Below are 13,280 nucleotides of genomic sequence, written 5' to 3'. Positions count from 1 at the left end.
TATTATAAAAGCCCCCTGCGCTTCATATAAGGTTTCAAATGCTGGTCTTTCCATTGATCCAAATATCGATGAGTTTTAATTGTGTAATAACGTCGCAGATCATCCGGATGATCAATATCCCTTTTTGTGTCTAATAATGACGCTCTTAGATCCAACTGCCTTACCCGCCGCATGGTTTCAGCAAAGACACAGCTCGTCCCCCATGATATATCCGTAAATAGTTGCGGGACGTCACGCGTCAAACCAAGTAAATAATAACCCCCATCATTGGCTGGACCGATGACGACTGGATGGTTATTTAACTGCGCTAATGCCTGGTAGATATCTTCCTTATAGAGCGGTGTATCAGTGCCGATGATGAGCACTGATTGATAGGCTTTTTCTAGCAAAGATAGCAAACCATGACGCATTCGTTCACCTAGATCCACCCCCTGTTGCGGGAAAACCCGGGAGGAATACGCCCGAAAATATGCCGCGTATTTTTCCGGGGTATAAGCCATCCAGACATGGATATCCGGCTCAAGTTCTTCTTTTAATGACAGCATATCTTTCAATAAAGCTTTCTGGAGGCTCGCACACTGTGCAGCTGTAAAATCGGGCTGCAACCGTGTTTTACAGAAGCCAGGGATCGGGACTTTTGCCAAAATCAACACGGCCTGTTTGCCTATTGCTTGTTCAACCACGACGGTACATCCTTTCCAAATGAGAGATCGGGACACCGCAAAGAAACAACAACTTGATCTTCTGCATCAAAAGAAACGTCCGAATAATCCCGTTTTTTTGAAATCGCCTTGAGGATGTGACAATCGGTTCGGATAGAAGTTTGAGTTGCCCGCTTTTTTTGACTTGTCTCGAGAGCAGCCAATCCTCCATCAAAGGAACAGACGGAAAGCCACCCACCTTTTCAAAAACGGAACGACGAATAAAAAATCCCTGGTCACCAAAATAGAGATTGAGATATTTGGCTCTAACATTTGAACCCGCTGCGATCAGCCGAAGTCGCCGAGACGGATCATCAAACTGAAGGGAAAATCCCCCGCCGATGACTGACCCATCTTGCATGACACTGCGAATGCTGTGAGCCATTTGTGTCGATATGATAGAATCGGCATGTAAAAACCATAGAATCTCTCCATTGGCTTGCTGGGCCCCTTGATTCATTTGCTTGGCACGCCCCGGTTCACTATCAATCACGCGGCAGTATGGCTTGACCCATTGGCAAGTGCCATCCACACTTCCGCCGTCGGCAATAATCACCTCAGTCCGATTCATAGATCTTAGTCTATGTATCAGACGATGAATATGCTGTTGTTCATTGAGGGTTGGAATAATGACACTGATCATATCGTTCATTCATCTCACCCTGTCAGTGATCTGTTCACTTATTATCTCAACCACTGTATATACTTTTCAGTCAACTTAGGTAACACACCGTCAAATAGTTTGTCCCGCCAATACAGGTCAGCGGATTGCTGCAGGACAGCTCCATGTGTCGGATAAGGATGAATAATGTGAGAAAGGTCACCCATCCTGTAACCTTGCGTTTTGGCAAACACGACCTCCTGCATCCAGTCACTAGCATTTTTGCCGACCGCGTGGGCTCCAAGAATACGGCCTTTGTGATCGGTAATCACCTTAACCAAGCCTAATGAATCACGGTCAGTAATAAATCGATCCACTTGATCTGTATTGACCTTATATATCCGGAAATGCTCCCCTAATTTTTCTTTAGCCTCCTGTTCGGTCAATCCGAGCTGAAAAACTTCTGGATCAGTATAAGTGACCCACGGAACATGGTTATAGTTCACCTTTCCTTTTAACCCGAACAAGGTATTTCTAACCACAAGTCGGCCTTCCATACCTGCTGTATGGGTCAATGGAGACTGACCGTTTGTGTCTCCGACAGCATAAATATGCGACCTAGAGGTTCGCAGGTGATCATCCACGACAATGTTGCCGTGTTGGTCGCGTTGAACACCAATGATATCTAGACCAATATCTTTAGTGTTAGGTCTGCGGCCGGTGGCAAATAAAATGTCATCGGCAGCGATCTCGGTGTCCTTTCCGTGTTGTTCATAGGTAATTATTTTCATGTTAGACGCTTCACGAACTTTTTTGACCCGGACATTGAAGTGCAACGCCATCTCTTCCTCTAATGCCTCTTTGATCACAGGAATGATCGCCTCATCTCCCTTGCTGAAAAGAGTTGGACGTGACTCTAACACGATCACCTCAGAACCAAATCGTGCAAAAGACTGAGCTAGCTCCAAACCAACGGATCCACCACCGATGACAACGAGTCGTTTCGGCGTTTGCTTAACATCAAAAACCGTTTCATTTGTCAGATAGGAAACATTCTGGGTTCCCTCAATCTGAGGAACCGAAGGGCTTGATCCTGTTGCTATCACGAAACGTTTGCCTTTAATCGGTGATCCACCCTCAACTTGGATATGATGATCACTGATAAACCAGCCTCTTCCCTTATAAAGATCGACACCAAGGCCTTTGAAACGGTCATCACTGTCCTCAGCCTGGATCTCAGCGACAGCTGTTTTGACACGCGCCATTGCCCTTGTTATATCTGGATCCCCAGACAAAGTCATGCCAAATTGTTCCGCATGCTTTTTGGCTTCATGGACCTTCTTGGCACATGCGATCAAGGTTTTGGAAGGAACACAGCCAAAATGGAGGCAATCGCCTCCTAAATAATGATTTTTGTCAACGAGAGCAACGTTTGCACCGAGCTTGGCTGCCCCGGCTGCCACTGTCAGTCCCCCTGCTCCGCCGCCAAGAACAATCAGATCATAGGTTGTCATTCATGTCATCTCCTTTTACATGATGTTGTTGTTTCACTTTGATCCCTTGTAGATGATTGAAACGAAAGTCGTTCCAGAAACAAAACAATCACCAAGATGACCACCAAAACAATGGCTAGAAGCGCAAAGGCAAAATCAAAAATAGATGAGAATATCAATGATGCCATCATGCTCATTACAGGATGATAAGTGGTTGTAAAAAAAAGATAAGCGAATCCAACAACCAGAATTGCCACCAACGTCAATCCGATTCGTTTTAACCATTGATTCGACATGAGATCATTTGCAGGGGTTTGATGAGAATAAAGCCAGATAAACCGTCGATCCATAATCGTCTTGATGAGCCATACTAGTCTCCCGTGAAAAGCACACCCTAGATACAGCATAAGTCCTTCTCTATTTCCAGTAGCCAGAATGGAAAGAAAAGAAAAATGGGGTTGATAGCGACGTTTCGGTTTTCCCTTAAAAAAACGTTTTAAGTTCTTCCATAAGAACGGTGCTTGTCTCACCGGGTAGACGCCGGCTTTTGCCAGCGGCGGTTCTTCAGCAATCTTAATACAGTCCCCAACTCCGAAAACCGAAGGGTAATGTTTGGCTTGTAATGTTTTATCAACAAGCAAGTAGCCTTTATCAACGGAGAGCGAGGACTTGGTAAACAACTCTGGAGGCCTTGGACCTGTGACCCAAAGCAGAGCATCAAAGGGAATTTCCTCATTGGATGGTGCCAACACAATCCGGTCCTTCATCACTTGATCGGCCCGCTGATAAAGATAAAGTTTGACACCTTTATGATTAAGAAGATTCTGTACTCTTTGAGAAACGTACGGGGCTCCCCTTGCCATTAGTGCCGTTGTACTGACCAGTGATAACGGCTTCTTTCCATTCTTGTTCCGCCACGTTTGTAACGATAGGGACAACTCCGTACCGGCCACTCCGCCTCCGACAATCACAAGGTTCTCAGCACTCCGAACTTTTTCAAGAAGAACCGGGAAACGATAATTAGGCTTGAGCGTCTCAGTATAATTCAATACGCCAGGCAGCTCCACCCCCGACGTTAATGAACCAATATCAAACGATACCGCATCATAGAGAACCGATTCCCCTTGGCTAGTTAATACCGTTTTCCTATCCGGATCGATTGACACTGCAGTATCTTTGATCCATTGAATACCCGCTCTCTCCACCATTTGACCAACATAAATCCGAATCTGGTCAATCGAATAAATCCCTTCCACACAGCCGGAAAGCATGCCGGAGTAGTATTGGTGGTCATTAGGTGTCAGCAGCGTGACTCGAACCCCCGACAAGGCCTGTCTTTGCAATTTTTTTAGAACGTATAGATGTGCGTGGCCGGCACCTACTAGCAACAGATGCTTCAAGGGAACCACTCCTTTCTAGCTAGAGGAAGGGGAAGTATGGATATGAGTTAAATCACACCATGTTCCCACAAAAATTTTATTGTTATGGTCGATGAGCATCTTCTTCGTTTTTCCAGAGCGTCTTCCTCATCTTAAGCTCCCCGGGACAAACACACCAGACGTTTAGTTGCGAATACAGCCACCTTGGCTCCGTATCTAAAAAGCTCAGTTTTCCCTTATTATTACTATTCAAATATGAATCAATTATGAGATGCGGCAATGAAATCAAACTATTGTCCTATTATGTCAATGATCCGTTAATTTCAGTACAGTCGCACAGTTCACTTTGATCCTACATACTATAATGTAATCTAGATTGGGCCCTCCTTTAGTCCCTTTCTGTGAAGCGATACTTTGTTTCGAGTGGTGTACACCCAACGCATTATAAATGCACAATATCCACTAAAGAGGTGAACGGTTTTATGGTTTCTTATATGGATTACACATCTCCATCAACTCAATATACTTTTGACGTCAATAGAAGTCCTTGTTTCGAAAAGATAGCCAAAATTTGATTAATGTGCTTGGAGTCGAGCAATTGAACACACTAGAGAATGTGTCTCTTCTAGATATTTTTTTAAGTGCACAAAATGTAGTAGAACCGCACTATCATCAGAATGCAGCCGAGTTAGTCTACTGTATTTCTGGGGCGACGACCGTATCATTGTTCAATCCATTCACAAAACAAATTCTAAATTTCCCTATCACACCGGGACAAGTGGCAAACGTTCCACAAGGATGGTGGCATTATTTAGTGGCTACCGCTGATCATACTCATCTTTTAGCCATTTTTGATGCTCCGACGCCTGAAGTTATTTTAGGATCTGACCTCTTAAAATTTACCCCTGCTGATGTCATGGCTCATACTTATTGCCTTAATGAAAATCAATGGAAACAAGCCATAGCTCCCGTTCAACCCTCAACTTATATAGGGCCGTATAAGGACTGCAATAAAGAAATGCAAAGTATGAATCAGTCCTATAACAATCAGCTGTATCAGCAGCCACAACCTTTTCAACCATACCCACCTAATCCAAATCATCCTCAATTTCAGTACTACTGAGAGTCATAATGATTACCATAGACATCCCATATATTTCTTTCTATTATGTATACATGAAGCCCACCTATTTGAGAATAGGTGGGCTTCATAGGGTTGTCGACACCAATATTTTAATGCCGATCAAGTCAGGAAATGATTGTTTTCATTGTGATGACTTTAATAATATGGATACGGATAATAGTAGGGATACGGCGTAAAGAATGGGAAACCAAAGAAGAAGTATGGAAACCGGCGTTGGTAGAATCGGCGATATCTTCTTCTGCCGTAACCTCCCCCATAGCCAAATTGGCGGCTGGTTGTTTCTTCATCAACCCATTCAGGAACTAACATGGATACCCCTTCCTCGTCCATACCTGTAATGACACCATCAAACTGTGATCCATCGCTCGATTGTGCCATAACATGGTAGAACATATATTTACGACACAATGTGTGTATATCATCGTCACCCTTATGATGGTAAGCTCCTTGCATCTGCTGTGGATTCATTGGATTACTATTGTGCATTTGAAAATTCCCTCCATTCATTGTTAAGATATTCACCCAGTTCGGAGCATGTTACATCGAATTTAATTTTAATGATATTTGACGTTTTGATGATCGAATACGTCTCATAGCCCCCCATCATTTTTTGAGTAGCTGGGAACCAAGTGAAGTCTTTTTCGTCTAAAAACATAGAAAGGGGGATAAGACCTATTGATATGGATCTTCAATTAAGTGACGAGGACCTAAAAGAAATTTGTCAGGATGAACAACGGCGAGAACAGTTTTTAGAACAACTCATTGATGCCTATAGCCAATCGGTTCTATGGCTTGCCTATACGTATGTGAAAGAGAAACCGCTTGCGGAGGAAATTACCCAAGATGTCTTCCTCACCAGTTATAACAAACTTACCATGTTCAAGAATCATTCTTCTATTAAAACATGGATCTACAGAATAACCATCAACAAATGTAAAGATCAATTGCGAAAAAAGACGATCAAGCGATTTTTAATGAATGATGAGCAAAGCCTGGATGATTACCATGTTACCTTGACTCATCCTGAATCTATAGCTATTCAGACATTCGAGGACCAACAGCTAGCAAACCGGGTCATGTCTCTGCCAAACAAATATAAAGATGTCATTTATATGCATTACTTCGAGGACATGAAGATCAAGGAAATCGGTGAGGTGTTACATCTTAAGGAAAACACCATAAAATCAAGGTTAAATCGGGGACGAGACTTGCTTCGGACATTGTACGAGGAGGGATTGGATGAACATTGAGGACAAGTTACGTCATTTACGCCGGGCCATGACTGATACAACTTTCAAAAATATCGATATTGATAAGGATCAGCTCAAACAACAAGTCCTGCAGAAATCAAAGCGAAAATCCTCCTTCTTGAAAAAGCCAGTTATGATGCGTTGGTTACAAGCTGGGTTGAGCTTCATGGGTATTGTGATATTATGCTCCGTTGTCGGTGTCATCGCTATATCCAAAACAGATCTTTTTCAAGAACAACAACCCAATAACATGGGAAAGTCACCGCAGCAGGCACCATCAACAAAAAATGAGTACCAAGAACCACCTGAAAAAAGTAATGACAAATCGTCTAAAAGCAAAGTCAAACTCGCTGGCCTTCATCTAGGGATGACTGATGATCAAATCGTTGAGCAATTAGGGAAACCGGCGGCTCTGAAGACACCAAAGAATAATGAACAAACCCTGACTTATCAAGATCAAAATGCACCTGTCTTAAAGATAAAGATTAAGAATGATGTTGGTGCCTATGACATTCGCACCCACTCTTACAATGTTAAATCCAAGAAATGGGATGACCTTCTTCCTACGAAGAAGGAAGAGGTGACTGAAATGTATGGTGAACCAAAAGACAAGACAAAAGTCAGTTGTTATGGATCGGCAACATGTGAAGTGTATCAATATGGCCCACTCGAAGTTCAACTGAACCGGAAAGGGACAAAGGTGGATCGGATCGTGTTAACAAAAAATAAGAAAGACCAGATCTCAAGGTAACAAAGGAATTTAAGGTGCCTGTTCAGCAGTTTAAAGAACACTGATGACAGGCACCAAATTATTTATGGAATAGAAAAAATGGCTCTTGGTTTCGTAGGTATCCTAACGATTATATTGGTTCATACTAGTATACAAATAAAATACTGTTGTTGGACAGTCCGAAAACACGTAGACTCCTGCGTAAAACGAAGTGTATTCGGGCTGCGGCCAAAAAGAAACAATCTTTATGTAAAGAGCCTTACAAAAGAGAAAGGATTGTCTAAAATTATGGATCATTACTATCACTTATCCCTCCAATTTTATAACAAATTATCTGATTTGTATGGGGAAAAACAGGCCTTATGGAAGGAATATGTGGTGTTTAACTGGCATTGGTGGCTTGGTATTGCACTAGTCCTCATCCCCATCATTATTTGGATAAAGATAAGGGATCGTAAAAATACATATAAACTTTTAATTTCAGGAGCTTTTGCATCACTAGTTGCAATTTACTTGGATTCTACGGGGCATTTTTATCATTGGTTTGACTATCAATACGATGTGTTTCCAGCTGCATCCAATTACCTGCCTTGGGATTTTGTATTAATCCCCGTAAGTATTATGTTGTTCATTCAATATCAACCACAAGCTAATCCATTTCTAAAAGGGTTCATTTATTCAGCTCTCTTAGCTTTTTTAGGATTGCCGCTATTAACCTATCTTGATCTATATTCTATTTATAACTGGAACTACATCTATTCTTTTATCATCCTATATATTATATTCCTAATGGCTAATTGGATCTATAAAAAGGATTTAACTCATTGAATCTTCTGAAAGATAATGCCGGATATTATTTTCATTTGGAAGAGGACGCCTTCAATCAACGTCCTCAAACCTTGGTTTTACATTGAGCAGCGGCATTGATCCATTGTTCGACGACATCTATTACAAAATCGTCTGCAACGGAACCGTTGCTCCCTAGTCCGGTTATCTGGTGCTTCTACCATCTGATGGCGTCTTTCCTTTCTACGCCCATGGTGTTTCTCTTTACAGCAACCATCATCATGATGTTCTTTACATCGACAAGGATCGTGCTTCTCTTCGTGACAATTGCACTTGTGATGCTCTTGACTTCTGCAAGGATCATGCTTCTTTTTGTGACAATTGCACTTGTGATGCTCTTGACTTCTGCAAGGATCATGCTTCTTTTTGTGACAATTGCACTTGTGATGCTCTTGACAATGACAATCTAACTCCTGAGTCTGATCACACCAACCATCGTTCCAATACATGCAATTCCCTCCTTCCCCGATTAATTTATGGGAAGAAAAGATATTTGGTAACGGCTGGAATCCAATATGAGAAAGACAGTATACGGACGTTGTTCATCATCATTTAGTGTTACGTGGTTCTTGGGAATGGTGATGATCATCGTGGATCCGTTTGAAGTGATGGGGGAGCGTGAGGTTAACTAACATACCCATATTCATGAACACTATATAATAAAAACCGTAGATATGAATAATATCTACGGTTTTATTTGATTGATTGGGATGTTAGAATCATGACTCACAATTTGACATCATTCAAAACCTTTTCTTTATTGGCAAGTCAAAAAATCTTGATACAGTACATTTCTCTACTTCGAGATTATGCCTTTAAATTTGAATTGTCCACCGGTAAAAAGTCAAAAATTTCACCAGACTCAATTGAATCCACAAGTTGCTGAAGCCAGTAACAGTATTTTTTGTACTCTTCTAACTGTTCAAGGTCTTGCCTAGCCTTTTCATGTAAACTTTCTTCGCTTGTTTCATCTTCTATGACTTCTTGAAGTTGATATTCTGCCTGTTTAATAGCGAAAAGGTTTATCTCGGCTTCCCGATTCCATTTATTACCGAAATATCGACCGAAATAATTGAAGAAGTTTTTCTCAGCCACATAATGGTCCTTCCTAGACCCTTGTTGCCATATTTTCCGGACAATGTTGATGTCTTGTAAACTACGAACCGCTTTACTCATACTAGGTTTAGTCATGCCAAGCTCGTTTTTCATTTCATCAAGGGTCATTGAATTCTGTTTAAAATACATTGTGGCATAGAGTCGGCCAATTGACGGGGTTATACCATACAAATCCATCGTTTCGGCAATTGCATTAATGACTTCTTTCTCAGCATGATTAATTTTTGATTCAGCGGACAGTTGTCCTTTTTCGTCCATGGTCCTCCCCCCTTCCGTCTCCCTTTATATTTTGTTTAAAATTTGTCATTTCCCCCCATACTTTAATTATATCATTAGACTTTCAATTTTAAATGAAACTGACGTCTATCCAGGTGGCAAGTCAAGGAATGCAATACCGTATATATCACCTTTGTAGGTTCAAAAGTGTTTTTATAAAATTTATATATTTATTTTTTTATCTCTTTCGGTCCAAGAATCATTGCGATCATCCCCATGAAACCATAGATTACGAAAGTCAAAGAGAAGCCCAAAAGATCAATAAACATACCTGCAAATAGAGAGCCTATGACTTGCCCGACAGCGAGCAGTAAAAAGGGGGTACCGATCCCTAATGAAGCATTAGTAATAAACACCCTTATTCCCCAAACCATCAAAACACCTGTAATAAAGAGATAGGAGACTCCAAATAAAGCAGCCGAAGTGTAAGCCACAAGCCATTGTTCTGGAAGCCAAGCAAGAATAAATGAAGCCATGCCAATGATGAAACTCCCCCATTTGTAAGCGAATGGAAGTCCGAATCGTTCAATGAGCGATCCAGAAAAACCACCTAATATTCCAAAGACACCGATGATTATCCAAAACAACGAGAACTGCCAATCGCTATATGAGCTCGTTGATTCGATAAAATCGATGGAGAAGGTCCAAAAAGCCGCCGTAGATATTCCGAGAGTGGTCGAGCAAATGATTAAAGGTTTGGCACCTTCCACGCCTCTGAAAGAAAACTTCCCCTTTTCAAACGTTACATGAGGATTAGAACCAATCTGAGGGATCACTTTTGCATTCCATAGAAGTGCAAAGAATGCAATTATAGCATAGATAAAATAGGTTAATCGCCACTCAGATGCAAGTATTAGCGCCCCTGCCCCTGAAAGAGCAATTCCGATACTCGTACCGGAATTAATCCACGTATTGGCTTTCCCTTGTTTTTTCTTTTCAATCCAAAGTGAGATTGATGCACCATATGGCGGTGACACAAAACCTGTACTTGCACCAGCAAACAAAACCCCTAATCCTATAATCCATACATTGGGGGATACCCCCATAATTAATAATCCAAGAAATGCGGAGGTTCCTGCAGTGAGAATCATAGTGCGTGGCCCTTTGTTGGTTGTTAAAACAGTAGAGAGAATAATTGCAAAGCAATAAGAGAGGTAGAAAAGTGAAGAGATGATACCAGAAATAAATGGGGACATGTCCAGATCATCACTGATATTTGGAAGCAATAAACCATAGCTAAATCTTGTAAGCCCATAGGTAACGGCAATCATTGTAATTCCGGGAAGAACTAATCTTGAAAAATTCATTATATCCTCTCCTAGGTATATAGAACGACCTTTCTATCTTCTGTATAAAAAAAATTACGATGACGGCTGAACGATCTTCTTTGCCATCGCCATTGAGTATTCCGTCGCTTTTTCTGCCCCAATCAATGTTGTCATCGATGTTGCACCTTCAAGCAATAGTGTAAAATAATGGGCGAGATCACTTTGATTGTCTTCACCCATTCGTTTGGCCAAAGTTTGAAAATAACGTAATAGTTTGGACTTGTGCGAACGAGCAATATTTTCAATATCATTATTGGTCCCTGCATAATCTTCAATGGCTCGTAAAAACATGTCCCCTTTATAAGACTCTTTTTCTAACCATTTACCATGGGCTTCAACTGCAAAGAGAAAAGGAGAATCGATCTCACCTTTCACAAAATCATCCAAATATGACCAATACCTTTCTTCTCTTTGCTTTAAAACCTCCTCAACTAAATGTTCTTTAGATGAAAAATGATTATAAAGGGTCATGTTCGCTACATTTGCTTCGCGAATAATCTGCTTGAGTCCAACACCCCGAAATCCATGTTCATAGAATAGTCTTTCTGCTACATTTAATAAAGTCTCTTTCTTTATCGATGTATTCATACCATCCTCCTATAGGTAGAACGACCGACCTAATTTTTATTTTTAAAATAACATTTTTTATTCTTATAATCAATTGAACGATCTTATATTTCCTGTTTTTGAAATATATAATTCAACAAATATAAGACTAACGCCATTATCTGATCCATTAAATGTAGATCGGACGCGATCCTTATTAAGGCATCCCGTCCTTTTCATAAAGACTTAAAACTAAAGTGTTCCTATGTATACTGTTTGTTCCGCTAACCAAGTCTTGAGGCGGCCATCCATGTATTTTAACAAGTCATTCTCCACTCTTACTCACTTCAAAAAAAGGATTCGGTTATTAGTTTGTCGAATACTTTATCGAAAGGTGACAGATTTTGAAGGTGATGTACATAGTGATTCGAAGAGATTAGACGCGCAAATCGAAGAAAAATTTATGCTGTAGGAGATGGTGAAAATGCGGTTACGTTGTTCAAAATGCAAAGTGGTCGTGAAATACAACGAAAAGGTCTATTTAGATCAATTAAATACCGTTACCCATCAACGTTGTGGTACGGGTTCATTCGATGTTAAGGATGCCGGAAGTTTTTATGAGATAGTTAATAAATACGATTTTTTTCATGAGTTAATACCTCCGTTAAGAGTGATTAAATGATCTGCATGCAATCCTTTTTAGAAAAATTGTTTCAAAATACGTGTTCCCGGTTATTCTTAAACAGCTAAGGACAGAGAAGGATTTAACGAAGCAAGAGGTTACTGTTACCCGGTAAAATTCCCCGTATGCTTACGAATATCACGAAAATAGGAGATACGAGCAGGCTTTGTTAGACATAAAATAAGAGAACCCTTATATGCCAAGGGTTCTCCACGATGGAGCATATCGGGCTCGAACCGATGACCTCATCGCTGCCAGCGATGCGCTCTCCCGACTGAGCTAATGCCCCGCAAAGCTTATGTTTTGTTGCGGACAAGTATTAATATAACAAATGATTTTCGCAGTGTCAATGCTTTTGTGCTTATCTTTTTATTATCGCGGTTATAATCATTGTCAGCAAATAGCCAAAGGCACTATAAACCATAAAAGCAAAGACAGCGGATAAATCAAGTGTGTATTGCCCGTTAATAACATAAGGATCAAATACTCCTGCAAATGGGCGCATCAGGGGTTCTGCTAAGCCGTAGATCCAGCGGACAAACGTAACCTGATTAGCATTGAAAAGCTCCAAAAAAATATAGAATACAAGTAATAGCTGTACAATTGAAACCAGGGTATTGACAACTTTGACAACAATCATTGATCCTCGTTCCAAGTCTCTCTCCCCTTTCTCTAACATGAAAACGGCGATCACCTATAGCAACACCGGCTGAATATGATAACGCCGGTGTCGACATATGATATAATTAATGCAAAACCGCCTGTTCCACTTTCTGGACATAATCTTTACCAATGTCAACGAATTCATCCGACATTTCCGCGTCTTTTTCAAGTGGTGTTTGGAATTGGTTGACACTCGCACTCAAACTCCCGATGTCAACATCGGTTTGTTCGTTATCAGTTCGATATTTGTGATGTAATAAGAATGGCTCACCCAACCTGACGACACACCCGTCACGATCGAGTTCACCTTCAACCGCTTCAAACGGCAGACGTAAGAACACATAACTGCCCTCATCATCAATTTTATAATCAAATGAACCATGGTCATAATCCCAATTACCACCTATCGCATAACCCATCGGTTTCAGTATGTTCTCAAGTTCAATTAGCGGCAATACTTGCCCATTCAATTCCGATTCAATCACTTTCATACGCTCACTCCCTCTATAATCAGTTTACTACGTC

13 protein-coding genes, 1 tRNA gene and 1 pseudogene are annotated in these 13,280 nt (G+C 40.9%); 4 read left to right on the top strand and 11 right to left on the bottom strand.

The features are described 5' to 3' along the window. Positions 1-2 precede the first annotated feature (2 nt). The 4 genes from B9Y89_RS09050 to B9Y89_RS09035 are packed head-to-tail and all read right to left on the bottom strand — an operon-like array spanning position 3 to position 4,195. Positions 3-683, bottom strand: a complete 681-nt coding sequence (locus B9Y89_RS09050) for a TIGR04282 family arsenosugar biosynthesis glycosyltransferase (RefSeq protein WP_176222167.1) — start codon at positions 681-683, stop codon at positions 3-5. Next, positions 676-1,353, bottom strand: coding sequence for a TIGR04283 family arsenosugar biosynthesis glycosyltransferase (locus tag B9Y89_RS09045; RefSeq protein WP_085522915.1), 678 nt, complete (start codon positions 1,351-1,353; stop codon positions 676-678). The genes B9Y89_RS09050 and B9Y89_RS09045 overlap by 8 nt, the downstream gene beginning before the upstream one ends. Positions 1,354-1,385: 32 nt before the next feature. Then, positions 1,386-2,816: a dihydrolipoyl dehydrogenase family protein gene (locus B9Y89_RS09040; RefSeq protein WP_085522914.1), complete on the bottom strand. Its 1,431-nt coding sequence runs from the start codon at positions 2,814-2,816 to the stop codon at positions 1,386-1,388. Between the two features lie 5 nt (positions 2,817-2,821). Further along, the gene (locus B9Y89_RS09035) at positions 2,822-4,195 is read right to left on the bottom strand and encodes an FAD-dependent oxidoreductase (protein WP_176222166.1); all 1,374 of its coding nucleotides are present in this window, start codon (positions 4,193-4,195) and stop codon (positions 2,822-2,824) included. Positions 4,196-4,656: 461 nt separating this feature from the next. Here B9Y89_RS09035 and B9Y89_RS09030 point away from each other — a divergent pair. Then, a pseudogene (locus B9Y89_RS09030) lies at positions 4,657-5,297 on the top strand (cupin domain-containing protein). A gap of 156 nt (positions 5,298-5,453) precedes the next feature. On the opposite strand, the gene B9Y89_RS09025 reads toward B9Y89_RS09030, so the two are convergent. Continuing rightward, entirely contained in the window at positions 5,454-5,804 is a 351-nt protein-coding gene (locus B9Y89_RS09025) for a hypothetical protein (protein WP_254901228.1), read from the bottom strand. 194 nt (positions 5,805-5,998) lie between these two features. On the opposite strand from B9Y89_RS09025, the gene B9Y89_RS09020 reads away from it, so the two are divergent. The 3 genes from B9Y89_RS09020 (at position 5,999) to B9Y89_RS09010 (ending at position 8,126) form a co-directional block, all read left to right on the top strand. Next, complete coding sequence (locus B9Y89_RS09020) at positions 5,999-6,568, top strand: sigma-70 family RNA polymerase sigma factor (RefSeq protein ID WP_085522912.1); 570 nt, start codon at positions 5,999-6,001, stop codon at positions 6,566-6,568. Continuing rightward, positions 6,558-7,319 (top strand): hypothetical protein, encoded by a 762-nt coding sequence (locus B9Y89_RS09015; protein ID WP_085522911.1) that lies wholly within the window; start codon positions 6,558-6,560, stop codon positions 7,317-7,319. The genes B9Y89_RS09020 and B9Y89_RS09015 overlap by 11 nt, the downstream gene beginning before the upstream one ends. Positions 7,320-7,586: 267 nt before the next feature. After that, positions 7,587-8,126, top strand: coding sequence for a CBO0543 family protein (locus B9Y89_RS09010; protein WP_085522910.1), 540 nt, complete (start codon positions 7,587-7,589; stop codon positions 8,124-8,126). An 825-nt stretch (positions 8,127-8,951) separates the two neighbouring features. Here B9Y89_RS09010 and cudC read toward each other — a convergent pair. From cudC to B9Y89_RS08970, 6 genes are all read right to left on the bottom strand, one after another. Then, positions 8,952-9,518 (bottom strand): choline uptake/conversion transcriptional regulator CudC, encoded by a 567-nt coding sequence (gene cudC, locus B9Y89_RS09000; RefSeq protein ID WP_085522908.1) that lies wholly within the window; start codon positions 9,516-9,518, stop codon positions 8,952-8,954. A gap of 188 nt (positions 9,519-9,706) precedes the next feature. Next, entirely contained in the window at positions 9,707-10,843 is a 1,137-nt protein-coding gene (locus B9Y89_RS08995; RefSeq protein WP_085522907.1) for an MFS transporter, read from the bottom strand. A gap of 54 nt (positions 10,844-10,897) precedes the next feature. After that, positions 10,898-11,452, bottom strand: a complete 555-nt coding sequence (locus B9Y89_RS08990) for a TetR/AcrR family transcriptional regulator (RefSeq protein WP_085522906.1) — start codon at positions 11,450-11,452, stop codon at positions 10,898-10,900. Between the two features lie 856 nt (positions 11,453-12,308). After that, positions 12,309-12,381 (bottom strand) — tRNA-Ala (locus B9Y89_RS08980). A gap of 72 nt (positions 12,382-12,453) precedes the next feature. Continuing rightward, positions 12,454-12,747 carry a YggT family protein gene (locus B9Y89_RS08975; protein ID WP_176222165.1) on the bottom strand — a complete coding sequence of 98 codons (294 nt, stop codon included), beginning with the start codon at positions 12,745-12,747 and terminating at the stop codon, positions 12,454-12,456. Between the two features lie 91 nt (positions 12,748-12,838). Continuing rightward, positions 12,839-13,246, bottom strand: coding sequence for a YugN family protein (locus B9Y89_RS08970; RefSeq protein ID WP_085522903.1), 408 nt, complete (start codon positions 13,244-13,246; stop codon positions 12,839-12,841). Positions 13,247-13,280: the final 34 nt, after the last annotated feature.

The sequence above is a fragment of the Tuberibacillus sp. Marseille-P3662 genome (assembly GCF_900178005.1).
Taxonomy (GTDB): domain Bacteria; phylum Bacillota; class Bacilli; order Bacillales; family Sporolactobacillaceae; genus Marseille-P3662.
This window is presented reverse-complemented; position numbering and strand designations above follow the sequence as displayed.